Source organism: Paucilactobacillus nenjiangensis (assembly GCF_005405445.1).
Taxonomy (GTDB): Bacteria; Bacillota; Bacilli; order Lactobacillales; family Lactobacillaceae; genus Paucilactobacillus; species Paucilactobacillus nenjiangensis.
Genome location: NZ_BJEB01000026.1, coordinates 1 through 26,684 on the forward strand (window position 1 = coordinate 1; position 26,684 = coordinate 26,684).

The following is a 26,684-nucleotide window of genomic DNA, read 5'->3' on the forward strand; positions in this document are numbered from 1 at the left end:
TACGTATCATTCAAAGAGTGATAGGCAAGTATGCGGTGTTCCTAGAAGCCCGGGAATTTATTCCCGGAGTAGTTCACGCCATTATTATTACCATCATTGTCTTGGAATTAAGTACGCCGAATCAGCCGACTTGGAGTGCCATTGTTAGTAGTGGTTGGATTTGGAAATTCATGGCGTATGTCATCAGCTTTTTGCTGACCGCTAGTTTCTGGATTAGTCATCACAATATCATTAACAGTGTCCGTAAAGTGACCACCCGTTTACTTTGGTTAATTGTGTTGACCATTTTTCCAATTTCATTAATTCCAGTGGCCACGGCTTGGTATGGTGAATTTCCAACTTCCGTCGCACCAAGTGTGGTTTATGCCGTCGATTACATGTTAATTATTATTATGTTGTATTGGTTAGCCCGTATGACTTCGCATCAAATTGAAGATGAAAAACAACGTAACGCCTTGAAAAAAATTAATGATACGCGTTTAATCTTAATTATCCCGGGATTGATTTCCATTGTCTTCGCCTTTATCTGGCCATCGGTTACGGCTGTGATGATTGCGTTGTTTACTGGCAGCTGGGCAATACGAGCGGTCATTCGCAACAAAGGATAAATTTAAAAATGGAGTGAGAATATGACAGCTAATAATGAAACAGAAGCATTAATGTTAGACCACCGCACAATTCGTAAATTTAAGGATCAACCGTTAGATAGTGACCGTGTCGATAATCTGTTGGCAATTGCGCAACGTACCGCCACGTCTAATTTTATGCAGGCCTATACGGTGATTAGAATTAAAGACAAACAACAACTAGCCCGTATGAGCGAACTAGGTAATCATCAGTTTACTGGCGGCGAAGAACTGGTAATGTTCATCGCTGATCAAAAACGTAACGTTGAATTGGCTCAAAAAGCCGGTCAGAGTATTGAGTATATGATCAACTTCGACCGCTTCTTAGGCGGCTTTTATGATGCTACCTTGGCCGCACAATCATTTGCGTTAGCTGCTGAAAGTGAAGGCTTGGGATCATTAATTATGGGGTCATTTTTGGATGACGTGCAAGCCACTATTGAAGCATTGGAACTACCGCAATATACTTTCCCAGTTTTGGGAGTTGCCATTGGAGTACCAGATGACAAACCTGAAAAGAAACCGCGGTTAAACAAGTCATTGTTCCAAATGACAGATAAATATCGACCGGCACCAGATTATGATGCTCAAATGGAAGATTATGATCAACGGGTATACCAGTATTACAATACGCGGGCTGGGGCTCCTCGTCAGGAAAAATTTAGCGAGATGATTAATCGGTTTGCCGCACATGGTAATCCTAGTCGGGACGCGATTTTTTCAATGGTCGCACATCAGGGATTTAAGTTAGAGTAGTCAAATAGTTTTGAATGTTAAGCAAATCTTCTTCATATGTTAATTAATAGACTTAATTCAGAATAGTATTCTGTTTTAAGTCTATTTTTTTTACAGTGTCTTATTAACAAAGATGCATAAAATGTAGATCAAGTAGACCAAATCTACACGATTACTGCTCAATGTGATACTGTCCCACTATATTGATATATACCAATTCAAATTTTATATTGCGTCGGATTTAGCAAACGTGTAAAATTTTGTCTATTGGCAATGAGAAGGAGATAAGATATGAAGACGTATTTACAGAAAATGGGTAGATCTTTAATGCTTCCCGTGGCAGTTTTACCAGCTGCCGCACTTTTAGTCGGGATTGGGAATTGGCTACCTCAAGATTGATTCTTCGCTAAGTTCTTGAGTGCTGGTTCTAATGCAATTTTGGGTAGTTTACCTATTTTATTTGCGATAGGTCTCGCAATCGGGATGTCTAAAGGTGGGGATGGTGCCGCTGCACTAGCTGGTTTGGTTGGTTATTTAATTCTAACCAAAGTGCTTTATCCTGCATCCGTAGCGACTTTGATGGGAATCAAAGAAGCCAAAGTTGATCCTGCCTACGCTAGTCTTGGTAGTAATGTCTTTATTGGGATTATTGCCGGGTTAATTGCTGCCGCGCTGTATGACCGCTTTTATCAGACCAAATTACCGATGGCGCTCTCGTTTTTTAGTGGGAAACGGTTAGTTCCAATCGTGACTGCCGCCGTGATGTTGGTGGTGACTGCCTTGTTAATCGTGATTTGGCCACCAGTCTACGAAGGCCTGGTTAACTTTGGTAAGTTTATCGTGAACTTAGGTGCAGTCGGTGCCGGACTTTATGGGTTCTTTAACCGATTATTGATTCCAACCGGGCTACATCAAGCGTTGAATTCAGTCTTTTGATTTGATACGGCGGGAATTAATGATATCGGTAAGTTTTGGGCTAACAAGGGAACCAAAGGGATTACGGGGATGTATCAAGCCGGTTTCTTCCCAGTAATGATGTTTGGTTTACCAGCCGGAGCTTTGGCAATGTACCGCAATGCCCGTGCTGACAAAAAGAAACAAGTTGGTGGTTTATTGATGGCTGGTGCGTTTGCGTCATTCTTTACTGGCGTTACCGAACCATTGGAATTTTCATTTATGTTTGTCGCTTGGCCATTATATTTAATTCATGCCGCTTTGACTGGCTTGTCACTGGCCTTTGCTGCCTTCATGCACTGGACAGCCGGATTTGCATTTAGCGCCGGACTTGTCGATTATTCTTTGAGTTTTCACATGGCGATTGCCAATAAACCGTACATGTTAATTGTGCAAGGCTTAGTGATGGCAGTTATTTATTACTTCACTTTTGATTTTGCGATTAAGAAGTTTAACTTGATGACTCCCGGTCGCGAACCTGATGTGGTTGAAGATGAGAGTACTGCCGTTGCCACTGATGAAAATGATGACAAGTATACCGTCCAAGCTAAGAAAATTTATGCGGCGATTGGCGGTAAAAATAATATTAAAGTGATTGATAATTGTACGACCCGTTTGCGCCTGCAATTAAATGATCCGCAGGCAGTTAATCAACCAGCGGTGCGTGCTTCTGGCGCTGCCGGTGTGAATTTGTTAGATGATACCAATGTGCATATCATTGTCGGGACTGAGGTGCAATTCGTGGCCGAAGCGTTGAAGAAACTTTATGCAGATGGTGCGGAAGCGGGCGAAGTTACTGAAGAACCAGCAACTGCTCCCGCCGAAACCAATCCAAATGTTGAATCTGGTGTCGTCAATGATTTTTATAGTGTCGCAAATGGGGCATTCGTCAATATTGAAGATGTCGATGATGCCACATTTGCTCAGAAATTATTAGGCGATGGGTATGCGGTCAATCCGACCGAAGGACAAATTGTGTCACCAGTTGATGGCGAAATTATGTCGATCTTTCCAACTAAACATGCCATCGGGAGATAAAAAAGTGCGTATCCACGTTTGATTTATGGGTACGCATTTTTACTTGATTTGCATTAAAATTAAAAAATTTTGTGAGGGAAATGACTGAGGGAAAGTTGGTTATGTGTAGGAATTAGAGTGGAGTATAATTCGTTTTACGATTTTGCTAAAGTATTTGAAATAAAAAAGACTAGTCACAAGGACTAGTCAACCAAAACACGTACTATACTCCGTCAGCCATCTAATATCACAACTATCAGGTGACCTTAACACAAAGTAATCATATCATGGATTTTGAGGTTGTCAAAATAATCATATCGACGGCGGAAATGAAGTTATGCGTGGGGAAAGATGGATAATAAGATGATATGTAAGCAAAATGTAAATTTCCTTTAAGGATGACAAAGTTGGCGATAATTTTGATAGGATAACTTGAAATGATTGGAAAAAAATCGATATAATGATTGTTGATTATGTATCGGCTTAACGTGCGTAATTTGTGGTATTATTTTGGTAGGAAGATTTGATGTAGAGGTGAAACTGGGTGGCCAAACGAAGACGAAAAAAGTACCGTCCGACCAATTTTTTATTTAATCGTGGCCATTTAAAGTGGAAAAACTTATTCGTTTTGTTGCTGGCATTTTTCTTGGTAGGTTATGGAGTTTATGAACTTCACCAAATTCGGGTGGAACAAGAAGCTCGTGCAAAGATGCCGTCTGCAAAAGAACAGTTTATTGCGTCAGTCAAACCAGAAGCGCAGGCGATGATGCAGCAACATCATGTCTATGCTTCAATTACGATTGCTCAAGCTATTTTGGAATCTAACTGGGGTAAAAGTACGCTTGCCGCCAAATACTACAATTTATTCGGTGTCAAAAGTGATGATCCAAACAACAGTAAGGTTTTACGCACGCAAGAATATGTCAACGGCGAGTGGATTACGATTAATGGTCGGTTTCAAGTATATGCCAGTTGGAATGCTTCAATTGATGAGCATGCCTTATTGATGGTTAATGGTACGACTTACAACAGTCAACAGTATGCGCAAGTAATTGCCGCAACTAGTTATCAAGATGCTGCACAAGCTTTGCAAAATGCGGGCTATGCAACTGATCCAACGTACGCAAGCAAGTTAATATCAATTATTCAGAAATACAAACTAGATCAATATGACAGTTAGGGGATTATAATGAAGGCATTAGAAGAACGCATTAAACAAGACGGGGTTGTTTTATCTGGGGATGTTTTGAAAGTTGACCAATTTTTAAATCATCAAATGGATCCAGACTTAATGTTTGAAATGGGTCAGGAATTTGCCCACTTATTCCAAAACCAAGGAATTACCAAAATTTTGACAGTCGAATCTTCTGGAATCGCGCCGGCTATTATGACGGGGTTACAAATGCATGTGCCGGTTATCTTCGCACGTAAGCAAAAAAGCCTGACGTTGACCGACGATTTGTATTCTTCTTCAGTCTATTCATTTACCAAACAAACTGAAAACCAAATTACGGTTTCGCAAAAGTATATTAATGCTGACGACAAAGTGCTGATTATTGATGATTTTTTAGCCAATGGTCAAGCTGTCTTCGGACTAATTGATATTGCCAAGCAAGCAGGTATTGAAGTAGCAGGGGTCGGAATTGTGATTGAAAAAAGTTTCCAACCCGGTGCCGATAAAATTAAGGCACAAGGCATTCATTTAGAATCATTAGCCAGAATCAAGTCGTTGGCTGATGGCAAAGTAACCTTTATGGATGAGCAGTAAAATAAATTGATGAGGTGTTAACAATGAGCAATCAACCATTTTATCCAGGACAAATATTAGGAGTTATGGGTGGAGGATATTCAGCTTTGCGGCTAGTGATGGTGGCAAAAGTAATGGGATACAAGGTTGGAGCATACGGGCCATCGCCGTCGGATGATGCACTACAACAGGCGGATTTTATGATTATCGGTGCAAATAACGATAAGGATCAGTTGAAGCATTTTGCGGAAGAATGTGATTTTGTCGCGTATGTCGACGATATGATTAATTCGTCAGTGATTGAATATATCAGTCAGTTTACGACGGTTCCTCAGGGCCAAAATGCGCTCGAAATCATTCAAGATCGTTTATTAGGACGGGCATTTTTTGACCAAATTAATGTTAATATTGCTCCCTATGTCACGATTTTAGGCTTAGATGATGTCTATTCATCAATTGATTCCATTGGTTATCCGGCGGTGATTCGGCCAATTCAACGGGTTCGGGACAACGATTCATTACTGATTAGTCGGTCCTCAGATGTTGCCAAGGCTGCGGATTTCATTGACACCGGGACGTTTGTGTTGGAATCTTACATTCCGCATGTGCGTGAGTTTTCATTAATCATTGCTAAAGGACAAATTGATCGGTCGTTCCCAATTATTGAAAAACAAATTGAGGGCACCCAATTGATTTCGGCCAAATTGGCGAAACTAAGTCAACCCGTTGTTGATGAGATGCTACGAATTGGTAATGAAACGGCAAGCGGGATTGATGGCTATGGCAGCATTGAAATCGAGTTTTATTTGACTGATACGAATGCATTGTATTTGAAAGGGATTAAGCCGGGTATCTGCGTTCAAGCAGATTTATTTGATACAGTCACTAATGTTGATCAATATACCCAATTTATCACGGCGATTGCCGGCGCACCTTTGAAAGATGTCAAAGTCATTCAACAGGCTGTTTTAAAAACTTTTGAACAAAGTCAATTACCTGAATTACAAACGCAGTGGGTGTTGAAAGACAACTGGTACTACTACGGTTACCCCGAACCCATTAAATCAAAAATTGGCCACATTATTGCGACTGGTGAATCCATTGATAAAATCGAAATGCAACTGGATAATACCGAAATGTGGAGTGAGAAAAAAGAATCCGAATAGGATTCTTTTTTATTTGGCCATAAAATAATTGGTTGCAAAGTCGATAAATGCCTGTTTGGCCCGCGAAATATATTGTTGTTTGTGATATGAAATGGCGACGAATCGTGGTTGCTCAGGACTATCAATCCGGTAGAAATGTAAATCATGGACCGTCGGACTGGATTGAACCAACGTATCCGTAATAAAGGCGGCGCCCCAATACTGTTTAGCAAATTCAAAGCTACTTACTTGTTGATTAACGGTCAATGGTGAAATGGGTGAAAAGTTAGCCTCAGCAAAGTACGATTTGGTGCGTTGATAGATTTCATTAGACGGCGTCATTAGGATAAACGGTAATTCGGTGAGTTCGGCTAAGTTAATTTTTGGGCGTTGATCAGTTAGGTGTAAACCATTGGCAATATCGTTGCTGCGATAGCCACTACGATTGACCAGCTGAGCTGGCATTAATTCATCGGCCACCGCCAATAATAGATGATTTTCAAAGAGCTGGACTGTTTCAATATTGGGATTTAAAAACCAGTCCGTATCAACCGCTAAGTCTAATTTATTTTGAATTAACAAGCTGGGCAATTCAGGGAAGGGAGCTTCTTGTAAGTCGAGATGAACCTGGGGATATTCAGTGTGAAATTGTTTCAGTAGAGGTGGCAATAAATAATTGACTGAAATAAAGGCGCCACCTAACTTGAGAGTGCCGACGACATTATGTTTTAAATTGTCGAGGTCATCGTGGAGTTCTTCTTGTAAGGTTTGAACTTGTTGCGCTTTGGCGACATAGATTTCGCCTACCGCCGTGAGCGTTAGCGGATTATTGCTACGTTCAAATAGTTGATAACCCAATTCAGTTTCGAGCTTTTTGACGGCGATGCTCAATGCCGGCTGTGAAATATGTAACTGCTTGGCAGCGTTTGAAAAAGTCCCTTGCTCAACAATCGTTAAAATATAATCACTAATGGTAAACATACTGGCCTCCATAAATATTATTTATGACTCATAATATATAATATGATTTATACTAATGAAATGCTATGCTAAGGACAATATTTTTTTGGAGAGTGATGGGATTGATTACATTTTTGATTGTGTGTCCGTTGGTATTTTTGGGTGGTTTTGTCGATTCCATCGCGGGTGGTGGTGGCCTAATTTCGCTGCCGGCGTACGTGATGACGGGGATGCCGGTGCATTTTGCAATTGGCACTAACAAACTATCGTCAGCGATGGGAACGACGGTTTCGACCTTGCAGTTTGCACGGAGTGGTTACATGAAATTGAAGTTGTCAGTGGTGACAATTTTGGCAGCTTTACTTGGATCATTTTCTGGGGCGAGAATTGCGTTACATATTTCCGATTATTATTTTCGGATTATCTTACTGGTGGTATTGCCGTTGACCGCCTTGTACCTGGTCTTTAATAAGAAAGCGCTCAAAGCAAATTCGTTCTCCGAAGACGTGGTGAGTAAGCAAGTATGGACGTCGGTGGTGATTGCATTTACGCTAGGCATTTATGACGGCTTTTACGGTCCGGGAACAGGGACCTTTTTGTTACTGTGTTTGACAGGTATTGCACATCTGCCAATTAATTTAGCCGCGGGGACGACGAAAGTGATTAACCTGACGACTAACGTGACGGCGCTCTCAGTGTTCTTGTTCAGTGGCAAAGTATTGCTCGTCTTAGGGTTAACCGCCGGATTGTTTGGGATTGCCGGTAATTATCTCGGGGCCGTTTATTTCAAACGTGGCGGTGCGAAGATTGCCAAACCAATTATTTTGGTGGTGTTGGTGATTTTCTTTGTTAAATTAATTTTTGATTTTATTAAATAGTTAATAAACGGTTTAATCAATGGTGAGTCTGCTTTTCAGCGGATGTCACCATTTTTTCGTGGACTGAGCAGTGCCATTACATGCCTAAATTTGGTATAATATTTAATGATTGAATTTAGAGGGGATTGACATACAAGTGGCAAATTTACCATTAATAAAAGGAATGAATGACCGGCAGTCTGAAGCGGTTTTGGCAACTGAAGGACCATTACTCGTAATGGCTGGCGCCGGATCTGGCAAAACGCGGGTGCTGACCCACCGGATTGCGTATTTAATTGAAGAAAAAGATGTTAATCCATGGAATATTTTAGCGATTACCTTTACCAACAAGGCAGCTAAAGAAATGCGTGACCGGGTTGGTAAATTATTACCTGAAGGTGCGCGTGATGTTTGGGTTTCAACGTTCCATGCATTGTGTGTCCGAATTTTACGCCGAGACATTGAACAAATTGGTTATAACCGTGCCTTTACGATTGCGGCCACCAGTGAACAACGGACGTTAATCAAACGAGTCTGTGCGGATTTAAATATTGATACTAAAAAGTTTGATCCTCGCGCAATTGGCTCAGAAATTTCCAACGCAAAGAATGCTTTGAAAACCCCAGCTGAATATGAAAAAGACGCTGCTTCACCCTTTGAAAACATTGTGGCGAACGTCTACAAAAATTACCAACGTGAATTACGAGCGAACCAAGCCGTCGACTTTGACGATTTGATTATGCTCACGATTGAATTGTTTGAACAAAATCCAGAAACGTTGGCGTTCTACCAAAACAAATTCCACTATATCCATGTGGATGAATACCAAGATACCAATGATGCTCAATACAAGCTGGTTAACATGTTGGCGCAACAATTCAGAAATCTCTGTGTAGTTGGGGATGCTGATCAGAGTATTTACGGTTGGCGTGGTGCCAATATGGAAAATATCTTGAACTTTGAAAAAGATTATCCAGACGCTAAAACTGTGCTCTTAAATCAAAACTATCGTTCAACTCAAACCATTTTGGATGCCGCAAATGAGGTCATTCAAAACAACACGATTCGCCGTGAAAAAGACTTGTGGACTGACAATGGCAAGGGTGAAAAAATCTCTTATTATCGTGGCCAGTCAGAAAATGACGAGTCTCATTTTGTGGTCTCAAAAATTCAAGAAGGTATCAAAGATAACCACCAAAATTACAATGATTTTGCGATTCTCTACCGGACTAACGCCCAATCACGTGTAATTGAAGAAACCTTCCTTAAAGCCAATGTGCCATACACAATGGTTGGTGGACATAAGTTCTACGACCGGAAAGAAATCCGTGATGTGCTTGCATATTTAACCTTAATGGTTAATCCTGCTGACTCAATGAGCTTTGAGCGGGTAGTCAACGAACCCAAACGTGGTATCGGTGCTAGCAGCATTGAAAAATTGCGCTTATTTGCCGGTGACAACGGATGGTCCATGTTAGAAGCTTCTCAAAATGTCTTGTTAAACAATGGTCTTTCAACTCGGGCGCGTAATTCACTCGATGACTTTGGCCGGATTATGACTGACCTCCAAAAAATGACTGAGTTCCTATCTATTACTGAACTGACGGAACAAATCTTGAAAAAGACGGGTTACACCGCTGCTTTAGCGGCTAATCCCACCCTTGAAAATCAATCTCGGATTGAAAACTTGGATGAATTCATGTCTGTTACTCAAGAATATGATAAAGCTCATCCTGACGATGAAGTTGAAAACAAATCAGATAATTTAATTAACTTTTTAGCTGATTTACAATTAGTATCTGCGCAAGATGATGTCGATGAATCCGCACCGGCTGTGACTTTAATGACTTTGCATGCCGCCAAGGGACTTGAATTTCCAGTTGTCTTTTTGATGGGCTTAGAAGAAGGAATTTTTCCATTATCTCGGGCCATTATGGAAGATGATGAATTGGAAGAAGAACGTCGTCTCGCTTACGTCGGAATTACTCGTGCGAAGACGAAACTGTATTTAACCAATGCTTATTCACGGATGCTGTACGGCCGTCACCAAAATAATCAAGCTTCACGCTTCATTGATGAAATCGATGCTGATTTAATTAAAAATGAAAACGTGAATGTTGGTGGAGGCGCATCTGGTGCGCGTCAAGTGCCATTCGCACAACGCAATGCAATGGCAACCACCTATCACGCCGCTACCACTTCTTCAAAAGTGGTGTCATTTAATGGCACAGGCGCTGACAAAGTGGCTTGGAAGACTGGCGATAAAGTCAACCACAAAAAGTGGGGTCAAGGGACAGTTGTTAAAATCAATGGAGAAGGCGACGATATGGAACTTGATATTGCCTTCCCAGCTCAAGGTATCAAACGCCTCTTAGCTAGCTTTGCACCGATAGAAAAAGGATAGTGTGAGACCATTCACGCATTGGTCTTGAGCACTAACAAAGAATCAAGAAACTTACCGTATTTTGGTAAGGTAATTGATTTGAAGTTAGGCGGAGAGAACAGTGAATGGGAACATGATTAAAGAGTGTGCCATCTCAACCGGTAAAATCAGGAGCACTAACGAATTTCTGGTAAAGATTTATTGGTGAATCGAGCCAAAAGTTGATTGACTAAATAAAAAAGTTGGAACGAGTTATATCGGATGGGCATTAAAACAACCGAACCAATCGCGAATATAATTCAGTAACAAAGGTGAATTGAATGGATGAATTAAAACCAATTGAACAGCTGACACTGGCAGAAGCGACTAGTGAAATTAATGAGATTAAAGCTAAAATTGTGCAATGGGGAGTTGAGTATTATGAACAAGATCAACCCTCTGTTGAAGATTTTATCTATGATCAAACGTATGCTAGATTAGTGGCGTTGGAAACTAAATTTCCAGAATTAGTCACTGCCGATTCACCAACACAACAGGTCGGTGGAGCACCGGATAGCAACTTAGACAAGGTGGTCCATGAAATTCCAATGTTGTCGATGGGGGATGTATTCTCCGTTGAAGAATTAATGGAATTTAACGACCGAGTTTATAAAAATACAAAAGATAATCTAGAATTTAATTTGGAATTAAAAATTGACGGACTCGCCGTCTCGATGGTCTATGAAAACGGAAAGTTTGTTCAAGGATCAACTCGGGGCAACGGAACCATCGGCGAAGACATCACTAAAAATTTAAAAATGATCAAATCAGTCCCCCAACAGCTCAGTGAACCATTATCGGTTGAGGTTCGTGGTGAATGTTATATGCCAAAAGAAGCGTTCGCCAAGTTAAATTTACAAAGAGAAGCTGATGGCGAGGCAGTTTTTGCCAATCCACGGAATGCCGCTGCAGGTAGCTTACGTCAATTAGATGCCAAAGTGACGGCGGAGCGTGAGTTGAGCGTATTTGCTTATTACGTTCCTGAATTTGAGGTACTTGGAGTTGATACTCAAAGTGCTGCCTTGGAACGACTCAAAGAATTAGGCTTCTCAATTAATGAAAATTATCAAAAAGTGACTACACCAGCTGAAATTCATGATTACATTGATAAGTTCACTGAGCAACGGAACTCGCTTGAATTTGGCATTGATGGGATTGTGGAAAAGGTCAATGACTTACATTTACAAGCTGAACTAGGGAATACCGTTAAGGTACCGCGCTGGGAAATTGCCTATAAATTTCCACCAGAAGAGGAACAAACCATTCTGCGTGAAATTGAATGGACTGTGGGCCGAACTGGTACAGTGACACCGACAGCGGTCATGGATCCAGTGCAATTAGCTGGAACAACCGTCTCACGGGCTTCCCTGCATAACCCGGATTATTTAATTGAAAAAGACGTTCGCATTGGCGATACCGTCTACTTGCATAAAGCGGGCGATATTATCCCAGAAATTTCTCATGTTAACCTCGCGAAACGGTTATCAGATAGCGTCGCCTACGAAATCCCTACTAGATGTCCAGAATGTGATTCACAACTGGTTCATTTAGACGGAGAAGTGGCTTTACGGTGTATCAATCCGATGTGTCCAGCGCAAATTAAGGAAGGCTTGGCTCATTTTGCTTCTCGGAACGCGATGAACATTGACGGCCTTGGCCCTCGAATCGTTGAGCAGTTATTTGAACTCAAAATGATTGATGATGTGGCCGGTTTATATCGGCTGACTAAGGATCAATTATTAACTTTAGATAAATTTGGGGAGAAATCCGCCGATAACCTATTGACAGCCATCGACACAAGTCGGCATAATTCATTAGAACGTTTATTATTTGGGTTAGGGATTCGCCATGTTGGTGCGAAAGCTGCCAAAATTATCGCAACTCATTTTACCTCGATTGAGACACTCATGACGGCTTCTAGCGAAGCAATTAGTGAAGTGGAATCGATTGGACCAACAATCGGCGATAGCGTCGTGACCTATTTTGATAATGATCAAGTTAAACAATTAGTTAATGAATTACAAACCGCCGGGGTTAATACAGATTATCTAGGGGCAACGGATGTAATTGTTGATAGCGAATGGACTGGACAAAAGGTTGTCCTGACAGGTAAGCTAGAGGCATTCACACGCAATGATGCGAAAGAGTGGCTGGAAGCACACGGTGCCAATGTGGTTGGCAGTGTTTCGAAAAAAACCGATTTACTCATTGCTGGCGCTGATGCTGGTAGTAAATTAGCAAAAGCACAAGATTTAGGCATTGAGATATGGAACGAGCAACGTTTTGAAACGGCCATGAAGGAGGATTCATCGAATTGAAATTTAAAAAGGCAATTGCCATAGTCGCGAGCTTATCAGTTACATTGATTTTAGCGTCATGTAGTTTTGGCAGCTCAAGTTCAAGTAGCAGTAAGTCGTCGAGCTATTCCACAACTGGAAAGGCCGAAAGTGGTACTTATCAAGGCGTTATCAAAAATGGTAAATATCAAGTCAGTAAGTCTCGTGGGGTCAATGTCAGTCAAAACGATAACCTCTTTAACTTGAAGAGTTTTGAAACTGGCTTACTCAATGTTTCTAAGAAAGTTTACTCGACCAAATCGTACGTCTTTGAAGAAGGGCAATACCTTTCAACAAGTACAATTGAAAACTGGCTGTCTCGTAAGTCGAGCAGTAATGCGTCTGGTTTGAATCCTGTTAAAGGTAAAACCAATGGTACTCGTAATCCAATATATATCCAACAAATTGAAGAACAAGACTTTATGAGTCAAAGTGGTAGTTCCTTGAAATTACATGGAATTACCGTCGGAATTGGTTTGAATTCGATTGATTACTACCAAAAGACGACTGATGGTCCAACTTATAAGCAAAATATTAGTGATTCAGAAATGAAGGACTATGGTGAAAAAGCTGCTCAAACAGTTTTGAAACGTTTGCGTAAAAAGAGTGCCTTAAAAGACGTGCCGATTACGATTGCGCTTTACAAGCAAGCCGCTAATGATAGCTTGGTCGGTGGAACCTTCTTTGAATACACTTCAAATAGTGGTTCAAAGATTAGTAGTTGGAAACAAATGAATGTGAAGAATAAAGTTTATCCTAAGGCATCATCAACTAGCAGTAGTAGTGATGATCAAGATGATAACGATACGTTCTCTAATTTTAAGAGCCAAATTCAAGGCTTCTTCCCTAACTTGAGTGGTGTAACAGCTCAAGCACAATATACTGATGGTAGCTTATCGGGGATGCATATCACCGTTACAACGCAATTCTACAGTCAAACTGAAATTACCAGTTTCACTCAATACATTGCGCAAGCCGCTAACAAGTATCTACAAAAGGGAATCCCAATTGATATTAAGATTCAATCTGCGACTGACTTACAAGCAATTGCCTTCCGTGATTCGGGCGATAGTAAGTTTACAACGCATGTGTTTGATAGTTATTAAAATTAAAGAGTGCGAGCTCAATAGGGAATACCGGAGCTTCTAACATAAAAATGGTCGTTCAAGTGGGTTTGCTTGAATGGCCATTTTTGAGTTAGGTGACGGTATTGATTGAGCGAGTACGTTTCAAAAAAATATAATATTTATAGTTTCTAACTGAAAATAACACCTATGATTTGTTTTTTGAATCATAGGTGTTATTTTTGGTTAGGTGAGTGGTCTGGCTGAGCGAACACGTTTCAAAAGTTAGATTGCGGTCCAATTCGGTAATCAACGAGGATTAATAAATAAAATGAATTCATCAGAAATTAGATGAAGAATTTTATGGATTAACCGGAGGTGATTGAATTGAATAGCATGTTTCAAAAACCTAGAGTTCGATTCAATTCGGTAATTAATATAAAACATATTTCAAAATCCAAATTATCATTTTTCCAGTGTATCCGTTACCAAGTAAAATCCTAGATAAATCATGAAAATCGCGTGGCTTTTTTTCAAAAAACTAGGTAAGATAACTTAAAAAAATTCTGCGATATGGTACAATATTACGGTATGAACAATTTGAAAAGAGGATAATAAAATGGCAAGTCAAATTGATGAGCAACAAGTACAACACGTCGCTTCATTGGCAAAATTGAAATTTACTGATGAAGAACTTTCAGAGTTCACTCCACAACTAGAAAGTATTATCGACTTGTTTGAAACACTCGAAAAAGTGGATACCACTGGTGTAGAACCAATGACATCAGCAACTGATCGTGTCAACGTGATGCGTGAAGACGTCGCAGTTAATAGTCACCAAAGAGACGCACTCTTAAAAAATGCACCGGATGCAGAAGATGGTTACATCAAAGTTCCTGCAATTATCGATGAAAGTGGGGATGCTGAGTAATGAATTTTTATGAAACTGATTTAACTCAATTGCATGATGACTTGGTTAACAAGAAAATCAGTGCAACTGAATTGACGAAAGCAACCTATGACAACATCAAAGCTAAAGATGATCAAATCGAAGCGTTCTTAACTTTGAATGAAGAAAATGCGTTGGCAGAAGCTGCTGCATTAGATGAAAAAGGGATTGCCGCTGACCAATTGGTTGCCGGTATTCCTTTGGGTGTCAAAGATAACATTGTTACCAAAGACATTCGCACGACTGCTGCGTCAAAAATCTTGGATAACTTCAAGCCAATTTATGATGCAACCGTGATTGAAAAACTCAAAGCACAAAACTTTATTAATGCTGGTAAATTGAACTTGGATGAATTCGCCATGGGTGGTTCTACCGAAAACTCAGCTTACCAGGTAACCCACAATGCATGGGATCTAACCCGTGTACCTGGTGGTTCTTCTGGTGGATCAGCCGCTTCAGTTGCCGCCGGTGAAGTACTTGCTGCGCTAGGAACTGATACTGGGGGCTCAATTCGCCTTCCAGCTTCATATAACGGTGTCGTAGGGATGAAGCCTACTTATGGTCGTGTATCACGTTGGGGAATCATCGCCTTTGGTTCAAGTTTAGACCAAGTCGGTTGGTTAACCACTAGCGTGAAAGATAATGCACTGCTGACTTCTTTAATCAGCGGACACGATGATCATGATTTGACTTCCTCAACTCGTGATGTTCCTGACTTTGGTGCTCAATTAAATGACGACACTAACGTTAATGGTCTTCGAATCGCTGTGCCAAAGGAATATCTTGTCGAAGGGGTCGATGAAAAAGTTAAAGAAGTTATCAAGGCTGCCTTGAAGCACTATGAATCATTGGGTGCCATTGTGGATGAAGTTTCCTTACCACATACTCAATATGGCGTGGCTGCTTACTATATTATTTCCTCATCTGAAGCTTCATCTAATTTACAACGTTTCGATGGTATTCGTTACGGGGTTCGTGCGACTGACGTGCAAGATTTGGAAGATGTTTATGTGAAGTCACGTTCGGAAGGCTTTGGGGATGAAGTTAAACGTCGGATTATGTTAGGAACCTTCTCATTATCAGCTGGTTTCTATGATGCTTACTTCAACAAAGCGAGTCAAATTCGGGCCTTAATCCGTCAAGACTTTGAAAATGTCTTTAAAGATCATGACGTTGTGATGGGACCTGCTGGACCAACTGTTGCTTACAAGATTGGTTCAAACATTGCTGATCCAAAGACGATGTACATGAATGACGTCTTGACGGTACCTGTTAACATGGCCGGCCTACCCGGCATGTCAATTCCTGCCGGATTAGCTGACGGGATGCCAGTTGGTTTACAAATTATTGGTAAGCCATTTGATGAAGAAACAATGTATAAGGCCGCTTATACTTTTGAACAATCAACAGATTTCCACAAAGCACAACCTAATATAGGAGGACAAAACTAATGAATTTTGAAACAACGATTGGACTTGAAGTCCATGTTGAAATGAAGACGAATTCTAAAATTTTCAGTCCTTCACCAGTACAATTCGGTTCAGAACCAAACGCCAACACTAATGTTATTGATTGGGGTTACCCTGGAGTTTTACCATCAACTAACAAGGGTGTTGTCGAAAATGGTATTCGTGCTGCATTAGCCTTACATGCCGAAATCGAACCACATCAACATTTTGACCGGAAGAACTACTTTTATCCTGATAATCCTAAAGCTTATCAAATTTCGCAATCGGTGAGTCCACTGGGCCATGATGGTTGGGTTGAAATTGATGTCGACGGCGAAAAGAAAAAAATCGGGATTGCTGAAATGCATATTGAAGAAGATGCCGGTAAAAATACTCATAGCCCTAATGGTTATTCATATGTGGATTTAAACCGTCAAGGAACTCCTTTGATTGAAATTGTTTCAAAACCTGATATTTCTTCACCTGATGAAGCCTATGCTTATCTGGAAGCTTTGCGTGAACGAATCCAGTTTACTGGTATTTCTGACGTGAAGATGGAAGAAGGTTCAATGCGGGTTGACGTTAATATTTCAATTCGTCCAGTTGGTTCTGATAAGTACGGTACCAAGACTGAATTGAAGAACTTGAACTCATTCAACTATGTGCGTAAGGGTTTGTTGTTTGAAGAACAACGTCAACAACGAGTGTTGATGTCTGGTGGCGAGATTGGTCAAGAAACTCGTCGTTACGATGAAACAACTGGCCAAACCATCTTGATGCGTGTCAAAGAAGGTTCCGACGATTATCGTTACTTCCCAGAACCAGATTTACCTTCATTGGAAATCAGTGAAGACTGGGTCAAAGAAATCGGCGACACCATGCCACAAATGCCTAATAATCGTCGTGATCGTTATGTGAACGAATTAGGTTTGACTGAATATGATGCGATGGTCTTAACCCAAACTAAAGAAATGTCAGACTTCTTTGAAGCAACAGTCGCTGATGGAGCTGATGCTAAATTAGCATCTAACTACCTTCAAGGTGACGTTAATGCTTATCTGAATGATGAACAAGTTGATTTGGCTGCCACTAAGTTAACACCAGCTAACTTGTCAGGCATGATTAAATTAATTGATGATGGTACAATTTCATCGAAGATGGCTAAAAAGGTCTTCAAGGGAATCGTGGCCGGTGAAAATCCAGCTGAATATGTGAAGGCACATGGCTTAGTCCAATTGTCAGATCCAGCTCAATTACAACCAATCATCGATGAAATCTTAGCAAATAATGAACAATCTGTAACTGACTTTAAGAATGGTAAAGATCGTGCGGTTGGTTTCCTAGTGGGCCAAATTATGAAGCAAACTAAGGGTCAAGCTAATCCACAAGTTGTGAACCAACTTTTGATGAAGTCTCTACAAGCACTATAAACCGTAAGGGTGGGACCAATTATGACAAAAAGAGCTCGTGTAATTTATAACCCAACTTCTGGTCGTGGAGCGTTAACCGGCGATCTCGTCGAGATTTTAGCAACCTACGAACAGGCGGGTTATGAAACAAGCGCGTACGCAACCGTTCCAGCACCAGGTTCAACTGAAGCTGAAGCTAGAAGGGCAGCTAAAGATGGATTTGATTTAATCGTAGCTGCCGGTGGTGACGGCACGATTAATGAAGTTGTTAATGGAATCGCCGGCTTACGCCGACGTCCAATGATGGCTATTATTCCTGCCGGAACAACCAATGATTATGCACGTGCGCTGGGAATTCCACGTGACGATCCAGTTGGTGCCGCCAAAGTTATCTTGAAGAATAAAACCTTGAAGATGGATATCGGTCGTGCGGGTAAGAAATACTTTATCAACATTGCTGCTGGTGGATTATTGACTGAGTTAACTTATGATGTGCCGTCTCAAACTAAATCACTGTTTGGATACTTGGCTTATATTGTTAAGGGAGCAGAATTATTGCCCCGAATTAAACCAATCGAAATGGATATTAAGTTTGATGGCGGTGAATATCGCGGTAACGCTTCAATGTTCTTACTGGCGTTGACTAATTCCGTCGGTGGATTTGAACAAATTGTGCCGGATGCCTCATTGGATGATGGTAAGTTTACGATGATTATCGTCAAAACCGCTAACGTGGTCGAAATTATGCAATTGATGACTAAAGTCTTGAACGGTGGTCGTCATGTCGATGATCCACGAATTATTTATCGGAAAACTTCCACTGTTACAGCTAAGCCAATTAGTGATCGAATGATGATTAACTTGGATGGTGAATATGGTGGGGATGCGCCAATGAAGTTTGAAAATTTGGCACGTCATATTCGAACCGTAGCTAATTTGGATGAAATTCCTTCATTAACTGCCGAAGAAATGTCTGCTGAATTACAAGAAGCTGAAGAAAAATTCCTTGCTGGAGTTGAACAAATTACTGAAGATGAGGTAAAGGCAGCTGACCATCCTGAACCAACTGATGCAACCGTTAATAAATAATCATAGAATCGTTAAAAACCAGATCTAAAAATCTGGTTTTTTATACGCAATTTTTTCGTTTTGATGTTAATTTATTTCGCTTGAGTTTCAGAGTAATTGGCGTTATATTATTCTATGTAAGGAGGGTCTTGTACACCCTCCACCTATCTTACAGCACCATTCAACCTTGATAACCGCCTTTGGGCGGTTATTTTTTAGGTTTTGAAGCATCAACGAACATCTGTATAATCTGCATTAGATCATAAAGAGCGTTAATTGCTCCAATGAATACAAGGATTGTATTCAAAATGGCACCTTTCCTCATCTTCATTCAAAGTCCACCTCCTATCTATGGCGTGTGCGAGGCACTTTGAATGGTTCCGAACGATAGGGTACAGTTATTTACTTAAGCAATTAACTGTACATAGTATAAATACGTAAAAAGATGTGATTTAGTGTTAAATTATTTGATTTGAGTTTCTGAGTAATTGGCTTATATTGTTCTATGTAAGGAGGGTGATACGACACCCTCCAACTATCTACAGTACCATTCAACCTTGATAACCGCCTTTGGGCGGTTATTTTTTCGGTTTTGAAGCGTCAATAAATTGAGACATTTTTTTCAAGAGTAATCATTTTGATGATTGCTCTTTTTATTTTTAATTTATCCACGAATCTTTGCGAAAAAGATAAAGATTGTTCAATTTTTTCGGGCAAAATAAGAGACAATTAAATATTCGGAAATGGAGATTACAAATGGAAAAAAATTGCAATTCACTCATCTTTAAAAATCAAACAATCTTTTATAATGATCGACCAATTCTCAGTTATGCATCTGATAAGACGTTTGCATTTATTGGACGTGGGACGGAGCAAGTTAAAATGTATCGTGGCAATTTTGATATTCAAGATTATGTGGAAAGCCGGGTACCATTAAATCATTTTGAAATAGCAGAAACTAACGAGGCAATTACTTTTAATCTGAGTTCCAATGGCCAAACTCAATTACTACAAATTCGTACTGAACTAGACAAGTTTGGACGTTTAGTTTTGAAGTTGATTTCTAAGGATAAAACGTATAATCGGCTATGGTTACGGTTACCAGCGACCGCACAGGAAAAGATTTATGGTTGTGGTGAACAGCTGTCATACTTCAATCTACGTGGAAATCACTTTCCGTTGTGGACTTCAGAGCCAGGTATTGGTCGGAATAAAAGTACGTTAACCACCTTCAAGGCAGACACCCAGGATAATGCGGGCGGAGATTATTACACAACAAATTTTCCAGAACCAACTTTCATTTCAACACAAAAATATTACTGTCATACAAATTCATTTGTCTATGTTGATTTTGATTTTCGTAATCCTGAATTTCATGAACTACAGTATTGGGGCATCCCGGAGTCCATCGTCTTTGAAACGGCCGACACGTATAATCAATTACTGGGTAAGTTAACTAATTTATTAGGCCATCAACCAATCCTACCCAATTGGACTGATGAAGGTTTGTTACTTGGTATCCAAGGTGGAACGCAACGAACGTATGACACCGTCGATAAACTTAGAGCTGCGGGTGTTAAAATTGCGGGCGTGTTTTGTCAAGATTGGGAGGGTACTCGACAAACTAGTTTTGGCAAACGGAACTTCTGGAATTGGGAGTGGAATCCAGCACTTTATCCGGGGCTGGATACTAAAATTCACGAATGGAAAGATGAGGGCATCCGCTTTTTGTCATATATCAATCCGTATTTAGTTGATACCAGTGCCCTGTATGCAGCCGCTGCAAAAAATGGGTATTTTGCCAAAAACTCTGACGGCAGTATTTATCTTGTTGACTTTGGTGAGTTCAACTGTGGGGTGGTTGATTTTACTAATCCAGCTGCGTTTGATTGGTTCAAAGAGTTAATCAAAACTAACCTAATTGACTTCGGCTGTGATGGCTGGATGGCCGATTTTGGCGAGTATTTGCCAACTGATGTCGTCTTGTTTGACGGTTCCGACCCAATGATTCGACATAATGAATGGCCAGCTTTGTGGGCCAAATGTAATCACGATGCCGTGGCTGAAGCTGGTAAAACAGGTCAAATTGTGTATTTCATGCGTGCTGGTGCTACCGGAAGCCAACGATATTGTCCAATGCTATGGGCGGGGGATCAAAGTGTCAATTGGAGTCTCGATGATGGGATTGCTTCCACAATCCCTGCGGCACTGTCAGTCGGCATGACCGGGATGGGTTTAACACACAGTGACATTGGTGGATATACCAGTATGCACGGTAACGTTCGTTCAAAAGAATTATTCATGCGGTGGGCGGAAATGAGTGCTTTTACGTCACTGATGCGGTCCCATGAAGGAAATCGTCCCGCTGAAAATTTCCAAGTTTGGGACGATGACGATGCGATTCAGCATTTAGCAAAATTTACTGACGTTTTTCAGAGGTTGGCGCCTTACCGACGGACATTAGTCGCTGAAAATAATGAATATGGACTACCAGTGCAACGACCATTATTCCTCGAGTACGAAAATGATTCCGTCGCTTATGACATCCAGTATGAATATTTATTTGGTTCAGATATGTTGGTGGTACCCGTTTATCAAGAAACTCAAACAGACTGGGATGTCTATTTACCTGACGATGAGTGGATTCATTTGTGGAGTGGCCAAGAATTTCACGGTGGCCATCATACGGTTGCGGCACCTTTAGGTGAGATTCCAGTCTTTTATCGAAAAAAATCTGAATTTAGAACCTTGTTTACTGAAATTACCAACCAAAAATACTCAAATTATTAAAATCATTAAAATAAAGTTGCAAGAATCTACAGTATTCTTGTAACTTATTTTGTATAATATGATTAGATATCTTGGGAGGATAGTGATGAAAAATTGGGGTAATTGGCGCATAGTTGGTTGCGTGCTCATCAGTTTGCTAATGGTGAGTTTCTTTGGTATACAGTCAGTTAAAGCCGCTGATTATACGATTAAAGAAGTTAACATGTCAGCCGTGGTGGACAAAACAGGTGGAGCAGCAGTGACGGAAAGGGTCACATATCATTTTAATGAACCTAAGAATGGAGTTTACATTGTTCAGGATACGGCTGGGTTAGGTCAAATGTCACAGGTTGCCGTTTCGGAGTTAGTAAATCAGACCAAGTGGAACGCAAATGACGCTTATACTAAGCAAGAAGGTTGGATGCCATATCAATTGGTTTACTCAGCCCAAAATGGTAGTCAAAATGTTTTCACCTTTAATAAAAATATGGATGGTCATGAAAAAAATAGTGACGGGTTGAACACAATCAAAATTTACCGGCCAACTGATACGACTAAAGATTTAACCGTGCAAGCCAAGTTTTATTTATCTAGTGTGGCAAAAAAATATTCCGATACTGGAGAAGTTAACTGGAAAATGATTGGTTCCAATTGGGATGTTCCGATTGAACAGGTGAAGCTCACAGTTAAATTACCATCTCAGTCAGGTTCAGTGCGCGCTTGGAAACATTCATCGGCTGATCCTATTCAAAAGTTGGTGGTTCATGATGGAGTCATCAAAGCTAGGGCATAGAATGTAAATAATTTTGTTGAAATTCATACTTTGTTTAATCGACAAGCCTTAGCTGCCGCACCGTCGAAAAATCAAGCACGTTTAAAATCAGCATTAGATGTAGAAAAACAAATAACGCAACGTACTAATACGCGATCAATGTTGAAACATGCAGATGTTGTCATAGCAATTGTGATGACAATCGTGTTTGTTGGTCTAACAATCAGAGCGTGGCTCAAGAACGGTGCACTAGTGCGGCGCAACAAAACGTTAGAAAAATCACACCGGTTTGATTTGCCAACCTTAACACCGACGCTTGCTGCAGCGGTTTATTCATATGACCAAAACAGTAGTGGAATGACAAATGATGTCCTGTCGACGTATCTGATGGAGGCACAACAAACAGGTCAAATTGAGATTGAACAAATTGTTCCGTTGAGACATACAAAACGTGCAAAAAAACAAAAAGATTTTGTCATTCGAGCTGAGCCAGATGCAGAAATTGATCTGTATGTCAGACGACTAATTGATTTGATTGGGAATGGTCACCAAGTCTCAACTGAAGACATTAAAGAATCTAAAGTTAGTTCGGCAATGGTTGGCGAGCAGACAAGTTTTAATCAGCGGATGCTAGAAAAAATTAGACGATTAAAGATTGTCAATCCAGATTATGTCACGGCCAGGAATCGTTTGGACAAATTACAAGTCAGGTTTAATATTTTGATGTTTTTTTGGCTCGTGCTTGATATTCTCGTTTTCCTCTTAGGTAATTTGTCAGCCTGGCTATTAATTGTGATTGTCGCTGTAATTATGATGTTTATGGCCATCTTGACCGTTGGGATAACCAAACTTTTTTCTAACAAAATCGATAATCAATCATATCACGCAATTGAAATTAACAAGAATGGTTTTGGAGTGATGTTTTTCTTTTGTATGGGATATGTTGGCTTTATGATAATGGAAAATTTTGTTGCACTTAGTGCCATTGTAGTCAACGCAATCTTGATGTTAATTGTGAAGGGGATGCTTAAAAATAAGTACACGCCATTTAATCAAGATGGCTATCAACAATTGACTGAATTGAAACAATTCAAGACGATGCTGCATCACTTGGATCGATTTGATCAAGCAGATTTACCCGATCAACTGCTTTGGGGCGAAGTGCTCGTGTATGCCGTTGGGTTGAAGGAAGCCAAACGCGTCCAGCGACAATTGAAATCAATCTATGGCGAGGCGGTTGTCGATAGCACAATTGGTAATCAAATGATTTATGATAATTATTTCTCCGGCAGCAATGCCTTCACTGCCAGTGGTAGTAGTGGATCAAGTGGCGGCTCCGGCGGTGGAGGCGGCGGTTCCGGTGGCGGTGCATTTTAGCACGGATTCTACTCGCTTTTTGGTGGCAAACATTGTATACTATCCTAGTTGCCTATTTTTGAGGCATAATTTAGGGTGAGCGTCGAAAAGCTCGAAGGAGATATCTATGAAATTTAAAGCACCAGTCGTTAAAAATGAAACGTATACCGGTACTGTAACCGATTTGACCTATCAAGGAATGGGCGTTATCAAAATTGATAAGTACCCAATTTTTGTTGACAATACGTTGCCAGGTGAAGAAATTCACTTCCGCGTAATTAAAGTTTCAAAGACTTACGCTTTTGGGAAACCAATCAACTGGATCAAAACTAGTCCAGACCGTGTTGAAGTAAAAGACAAGCAATATACCCAAACGGGAATTGCGCCATTACAACATTTGGCATACCCAGCACAACTGAAATTTAAACAACATCAAATTGAAGAGTTACTTCAAAAAGAACATTTAGAAATCCCAGTGTTAGATACCATTGGAATGGAAACACCATATCACTATCGTAATAAAGCTCAAGTGCCTGTTCGTGAACTTCACGGCACAGTTGAGACTGGCTTTTATAAGCGTGGCAGCCATAATGTGGTACCAATTGAGGATTACTATATTCAAGATCCAAAATTGGACGAGGCAATTATTGTCCTTCGCGATATTATTCGTAAATATCACATCAAGCCTTATGATGAAGCTACCAAAAAAGGAATTGTCCGTACGGTGATGGTTCGTCGCGGCTATTACAGTCACGAAATGATGGTTGTTATAGTTACTAATGGTAAAAAGCTGCCTATCAAGGAACAACTTGTTGAAGATATCCGCACTGCCTTGTCAGAAGTGAAGAGTATTTTCCAAAATATCAATGCGGAAGATACGAACGTTTTACTTGGGCGTGAGAATCGTAAACTTTGGGGAGCTGACACGATTGAAGATCAATTACTTGGTCTTGATTTTGCCATTTCACCTTCATCATTTTATCAAGTTAACCCTCAACAAACTGAAAAGCTCTATGCCAGTGCGATTGAACAAGCTGGTTTGACTGGAAATGAAACGGTTATCGATGCCTATAGTGGAATTGGAACCATTTCACTTGCGATGGCCAGTCATGCTAAGAAGGTTTACGGTGTAGAAGTTGTGTCTTCAGCAGTTCAAGACGCTAAGCTCAATGCCGCCAAAAATGGCATTGAAAATGCTGAATTTGTGGTTGAAAAAGCCGAAATTCAGATGAAGAAATGGGCTGAAGATGGTTTAGATCCCGATGTTTTAGTTGTTGATCCACCACGTAAGGGACTCGCTCCTGAATTTATTGAAGCCACTGGTGAAATGAAACCTAAGAAGATTGTGTATGTGAGCTGTAATCCGGCTACCTTGGTTCGTGATATTACATTGCTCAAGGACCAAGGATACAATGTTAATCAACCAATCCAACCAGTCGATCAATTCCCACAAACGACGCACATTGAAAGTATTACTGTCCTTAGTCGCTAAACAATCTTAAAGGTGAAATATATTTATGAACGCTAAAGAAAAAATGCAAGCTTTAATTGACCAAAAGAAACAAGACGGCAAACATTCTGTTAACAAAAATGCCATTGCCAGAAATGATCAAAAGAACATGCGTAAGGGTCCAAAGATTTATAATAAGTGATAAGGTAAATTAAAAGCACTGATTCTCGTCGTAGTCGACTGTAAATCAGTGCTTTTTACTTTAGTATGAAGATTGAGTAGTTTTCATCAGGTTCAATAGGTCTGCACTTGGAGTTTGGAGCTCCCAAGTTTGTGGGTTGTTCATATAAGTATTAACTTCATTTTGTGCCCAATTATCATCCGTCAACCAACGTTCGTCTTGAAAGTGGGAAGGGACGGCATATACTTTTGCTGTGTGATTGTTCACTAATTGAAAAGTAACGGATCTCGCTGCACTCATCGAACTGAAAACTAAATAGGTGTTTTCAGGAAAAACTCTTGTCACGCTTTTATTATAATCATAAGCAGCATTCTTGCCGCTAATTTCATCCAATTTGATACCTGATAATTGCTTGTTTTGAAGTGACTCAGTTATACTATCGTCGGAATAGCCTTCACGCCTATACATGGTATACAAAACTGACATTCCTTGATCTTCTGATGCTGGAATACTGGCGGTAGTCGAACTGGCATCAGCGTCATTACTTGAATCCTGTTTGCTAGTCTTTTGACTAGATTGGCTGGATTTTGAATGTTTGGTTACTTTCTTTGAACTCGTCACTTTCGAAGAACTGGAATCCTTTTCGTTAGCGTTACTTGAAGAACAGCCTGCTAAAGTTAGGGCACCCACAAGACAGATTGTTGCAATACTTAACCGTTTTAACATATTGATTACTCCTCCCAGAAGTTAATATTTTTAATAGTAGTATAGCATTCAATTGAATAAATTTTTGAATAAAAAAACACATTTAGTATTTTGCGAACACTAAATGTGATTTTGTTGTTATCTGGCAAGATCTAGATGATCTGCAAAGAAATCTAATGTGGCATCTTGGGCCTGTTTCATATAGGCTTCACCATGGCCACTGCCAGTAACAGTTTGAAAAGTTGATTGCACTAAGTTATCAGTTAGTAATTGTTGTAATTTTAAAACGCCATCCATTGGGACAATCTCCTTAAGAGAATTAGCGATGAACATGGGACCAGCGTCTTTGGTAACACGATTCAGTAATGACGCTTGTTTCAATAAGTCAGTATCACCATTAACATAGTTTAGGACAAACCATTTATAGTAAGGGTCATTACTGCCATCTTGATTGATATTACCAACTGGAGTTCCTGGTGTTGGGGCATTAGCGTTTGAACCAACCACGTCGGGATGGGCATCAACCCATTGGTCTAAATCGATAATGCCTGACCAAGAGGCGATAGGAATGCCAGTCTTGAGTGATAATTCAATTGCCAAGTTACCACCAGCAGACATAACAACTGCGCCAATTTTGTTTGGGCCTAGAATAAAAAGTGTACAAGTTAAATAGAGACTCTGATTTAGTATAATTAAGGAAGTAAATTGGAGGAT

Annotated in this window: 22 protein-coding genes and 1 pseudogene; 19 read left to right on the plus strand and 4 right to left on the minus strand. The window is 40.3% G+C overall.

Annotated elements, in window-relative coordinates; genetic code table 11:
* From FFM59_RS05140 to FFM59_RS05165, 6 genes and pseudogenes are all read left to right on the plus strand, one after another.
* Positions 1–608 (plus strand): TMEM175 family protein (locus FFM59_RS05140; RefSeq protein WP_137601982.1); only part of this gene is annotated, 608 nt, incomplete at its 5' end.
* Positions 609–629: 21 nt separating this feature from the next.
* Positions 630–1,382 (plus strand): nitroreductase family protein, encoded by a 753-nt coding sequence (locus FFM59_RS05145; protein ID WP_137601983.1) that lies wholly within the window; start codon positions 630–632, stop codon positions 1,380–1,382.
* A 270-nt stretch (positions 1,383–1,652) separates the two neighbouring features.
* A pseudogene (gene nagE / locus FFM59_RS05150) lies at positions 1,653–3,347 on the plus strand (N-acetylglucosamine-specific PTS transporter subunit IIBC); the annotation flags it as partial.
* 529 nt (positions 3,348–3,876) lie between these two features.
* Complete coding sequence (locus FFM59_RS05155) at positions 3,877–4,512, plus strand: glycoside hydrolase family 73 protein (protein ID WP_137601984.1); 636 nt, start codon at positions 3,877–3,879, stop codon at positions 4,510–4,512.
* A gap of 9 nt (positions 4,513–4,521) precedes the next feature.
* Positions 4,522–5,100, plus strand: coding sequence for a xanthine phosphoribosyltransferase (locus tag FFM59_RS05160; protein WP_137601985.1), 579 nt, complete (start codon positions 4,522–4,524; stop codon positions 5,098–5,100).
* Between the two features lie 23 nt (positions 5,101–5,123).
* Positions 5,124–6,245, plus strand: coding sequence for an ATP-grasp domain-containing protein (locus FFM59_RS05165; protein ID WP_137601986.1), 1,122 nt, complete (start codon positions 5,124–5,126; stop codon positions 6,243–6,245).
* Between the two features lie 9 nt (positions 6,246–6,254).
* Here the strand turns inward: FFM59_RS05165 and FFM59_RS05170 are convergent, their stop codons facing one another.
* Positions 6,255–7,205: a LysR family transcriptional regulator gene (locus FFM59_RS05170; protein ID WP_170175940.1), complete on the minus strand. Its 951-nt coding sequence runs from the start codon at positions 7,203–7,205 to the stop codon at positions 6,255–6,257.
* A 95-nt stretch (positions 7,206–7,300) separates the two neighbouring features.
* On the opposite strand from FFM59_RS05170, the gene FFM59_RS05175 reads away from it, so the two are divergent.
* The 8 genes from FFM59_RS05175 to FFM59_RS05210 all read left to right on the plus strand — a co-directional run bounded on the left by FFM59_RS05175 (position 7,301) and on the right by FFM59_RS05210 (position 18,758).
* The gene (locus FFM59_RS05175; RefSeq protein ID WP_225420295.1) at positions 7,301–8,062 is read left to right on the plus strand and encodes a sulfite exporter TauE/SafE family protein; all 762 of its coding nucleotides are present in this window, start codon (positions 7,301–7,303) and stop codon (positions 8,060–8,062) included.
* 136 nt (positions 8,063–8,198) lie between these two features.
* Positions 8,199–10,445 carry a DNA helicase PcrA gene (gene pcrA, locus FFM59_RS05180; RefSeq protein ID WP_443094093.1) on the plus strand — a complete coding sequence of 749 codons (2,247 nt, stop codon included), beginning with the start codon at positions 8,199–8,201 and terminating at the stop codon, positions 10,443–10,445.
* Positions 10,446–10,744: 299 nt separating this feature from the next.
* Positions 10,745–12,781 (plus strand): NAD-dependent DNA ligase LigA, encoded by a 2,037-nt coding sequence (ligA, locus tag FFM59_RS05185; RefSeq protein ID WP_137601989.1) that lies wholly within the window; start codon positions 10,745–10,747, stop codon positions 12,779–12,781.
* Positions 12,772–13,905, plus strand: a complete 1,134-nt coding sequence (locus FFM59_RS05190) for a CamS family sex pheromone protein (RefSeq protein ID WP_371858079.1) — start codon at positions 12,772–12,774, stop codon at positions 13,903–13,905. Before ligA ends, FFM59_RS05190 begins: the two co-directional genes overlap by 10 nt.
* 577 nt (positions 13,906–14,482) lie before the next feature.
* Entirely contained in the window at positions 14,483–14,794 is a 312-nt protein-coding gene (gene gatC / locus FFM59_RS05195) for an Asp-tRNA(Asn)/Glu-tRNA(Gln) amidotransferase subunit GatC (RefSeq protein ID WP_137601991.1), read from the plus strand.
* On the plus strand, positions 14,794–16,263 hold the full coding sequence (gene gatA, locus FFM59_RS05200; protein WP_137601992.1) for an Asp-tRNA(Asn)/Glu-tRNA(Gln) amidotransferase subunit GatA: 1,470 nt from the start codon (positions 14,794–14,796) through the stop codon (positions 16,261–16,263). Before gatC ends, gatA begins: the two co-directional genes overlap by 1 nt.
* On the plus strand, positions 16,263–17,690 hold the full coding sequence (gene gatB / locus FFM59_RS05205; protein WP_137601993.1) for an Asp-tRNA(Asn)/Glu-tRNA(Gln) amidotransferase subunit GatB: 1,428 nt from the start codon (positions 16,263–16,265) through the stop codon (positions 17,688–17,690). The genes gatA and gatB overlap by 1 nt, the downstream gene beginning before the upstream one ends.
* 21 nt (positions 17,691–17,711) lie before the next feature.
* Positions 17,712–18,758: a diacylglycerol kinase gene (locus FFM59_RS05210; RefSeq protein WP_137601994.1), complete on the plus strand. Its 1,047-nt coding sequence runs from the start codon at positions 17,712–17,714 to the stop codon at positions 18,756–18,758.
* A gap of 187 nt (positions 18,759–18,945) precedes the next feature.
* On the opposite strand, the gene FFM59_RS10265 is transcribed toward FFM59_RS05210, so the two are convergent.
* Positions 18,946–19,068, minus strand: a complete 123-nt coding sequence (locus FFM59_RS10265; RefSeq protein WP_263854037.1) for a hypothetical protein — start codon at positions 19,066–19,068, stop codon at positions 18,946–18,948.
* Between the two features lie 425 nt (positions 19,069–19,493).
* Between FFM59_RS10265 and FFM59_RS05215 the strand changes: the two genes are divergently transcribed.
* The 5 genes from FFM59_RS05215 to FFM59_RS10270 all read left to right on the plus strand — a co-directional run bounded on the left by FFM59_RS05215 (position 19,494) and on the right by FFM59_RS10270 (position 25,286).
* On the plus strand, positions 19,494–21,527 hold the full coding sequence (locus tag FFM59_RS05215) for an alpha-glucosidase (RefSeq protein WP_137601995.1): 2,034 nt from the start codon (positions 19,494–19,496) through the stop codon (positions 21,525–21,527).
* A gap of 85 nt (positions 21,528–21,612) precedes the next feature.
* On the plus strand, positions 21,613–22,299 hold the full coding sequence (locus tag FFM59_RS10390) for a DUF2207 domain-containing protein (protein WP_170175941.1): 687 nt from the start codon (positions 21,613–21,615) through the stop codon (positions 22,297–22,299).
* 30 nt (positions 22,300–22,329) lie between these two features.
* On the plus strand, positions 22,330–23,655 hold the full coding sequence (locus FFM59_RS10395; RefSeq protein ID WP_170175942.1) for a DUF2207 family protein: 1,326 nt from the start codon (positions 22,330–22,332) through the stop codon (positions 23,653–23,655).
* A gap of 106 nt (positions 23,656–23,761) precedes the next feature.
* Positions 23,762–25,126 (plus strand): 23S rRNA (uracil(1939)-C(5))-methyltransferase RlmD, encoded by a 1,365-nt coding sequence (gene rlmD / locus FFM59_RS05230; RefSeq protein ID WP_137601998.1) that lies wholly within the window; start codon positions 23,762–23,764, stop codon positions 25,124–25,126.
* 25 nt (positions 25,127–25,151) lie between these two features.
* Positions 25,152–25,286 (plus strand): hypothetical protein, encoded by a 135-nt coding sequence (locus FFM59_RS10270; RefSeq protein WP_263854038.1) that lies wholly within the window; start codon positions 25,152–25,154, stop codon positions 25,284–25,286.
* A 60-nt stretch (positions 25,287–25,346) separates the two neighbouring features.
* Here FFM59_RS10270 and FFM59_RS05235 read toward each other — a convergent pair whose 3' ends face one another.
* Together FFM59_RS05235 and FFM59_RS05240 are read right to left on the minus strand one after the other, a co-directional pair.
* The gene (locus FFM59_RS05235) at positions 25,347–25,991 is read right to left on the minus strand and encodes a YdeJ family lipoprotein (RefSeq protein ID WP_137601999.1); all 645 of its coding nucleotides are present in this window, start codon (positions 25,989–25,991) and stop codon (positions 25,347–25,349) included.
* Between the two features lie 117 nt (positions 25,992–26,108).
* On the minus strand, positions 26,109–26,684 hold a 576-nt coding region (locus tag FFM59_RS05240; protein ID WP_371858078.1), incomplete at its 5' end, for an alpha/beta hydrolase family protein.

Coding starts and splice junctions, on each gene's coding strand:
- FFM59_RS10265 (WP_263854037.1), bottom strand. CDS start 19,068: ATGAAGATGAGGAAAGGTGCCATTTTGAATACAATCCTTGTATTCATT.
- rlmD (WP_137601998.1), top strand. CDS start 23,762: ATGAAATTTAAAGCACCAGTCGTTAAAAATGAAACGTATACCGGTACT.
- FFM59_RS10270 (WP_263854038.1), top strand. CDS start 25,152: ATGAACGCTAAAGAAAAAATGCAAGCTTTAATTGACCAAAAGAAACAA.
- FFM59_RS05170 (WP_170175940.1), bottom strand. CDS start 7,205: ATGTTTACCATTAGTGATTATATTTTAACGATTGTTGAGCAAGGGACT.
- FFM59_RS10390 (WP_170175941.1), top strand. CDS start 21,613: ATGAAAAATTGGGGTAATTGGCGCATAGTTGGTTGCGTGCTCATCAGT.
- FFM59_RS05215 (WP_137601995.1), top strand. CDS start 19,494: ATGGAAAAAAATTGCAATTCACTCATCTTTAAAAATCAAACAATCTTT.
- gatA (WP_137601992.1), top strand. CDS start 14,794: ATGAATTTTTATGAAACTGATTTAACTCAATTGCATGATGACTTGGTT.
- gatB (WP_137601993.1), top strand. CDS start 16,263: ATGAATTTTGAAACAACGATTGGACTTGAAGTCCATGTTGAAATGAAG.
- FFM59_RS05145 (WP_137601983.1), top strand. CDS start 630: ATGACAGCTAATAATGAAACAGAAGCATTAATGTTAGACCACCGCACA.
- FFM59_RS05175 (WP_225420295.1), top strand. CDS start 7,301: ATGGGATTGATTACATTTTTGATTGTGTGTCCGTTGGTATTTTTGGGT.
- FFM59_RS05160 (WP_137601985.1), top strand. CDS start 4,522: ATGAAGGCATTAGAAGAACGCATTAAACAAGACGGGGTTGTTTTATCT.
- FFM59_RS05235 (WP_137601999.1), bottom strand. CDS start 25,991: ATGTTAAAACGGTTAAGTATTGCAACAATCTGTCTTGTGGGTGCCCTA.
- FFM59_RS05165 (WP_137601986.1), top strand. CDS start 5,124: ATGAGCAATCAACCATTTTATCCAGGACAAATATTAGGAGTTATGGGT.
- FFM59_RS05210 (WP_137601994.1), top strand. CDS start 17,712: ATGACAAAAAGAGCTCGTGTAATTTATAACCCAACTTCTGGTCGTGGA.
- ligA (WP_137601989.1), top strand. CDS start 10,745: ATGGATGAATTAAAACCAATTGAACAGCTGACACTGGCAGAAGCGACT.
- gatC (WP_137601991.1), top strand. CDS start 14,483: ATGGCAAGTCAAATTGATGAGCAACAAGTACAACACGTCGCTTCATTG.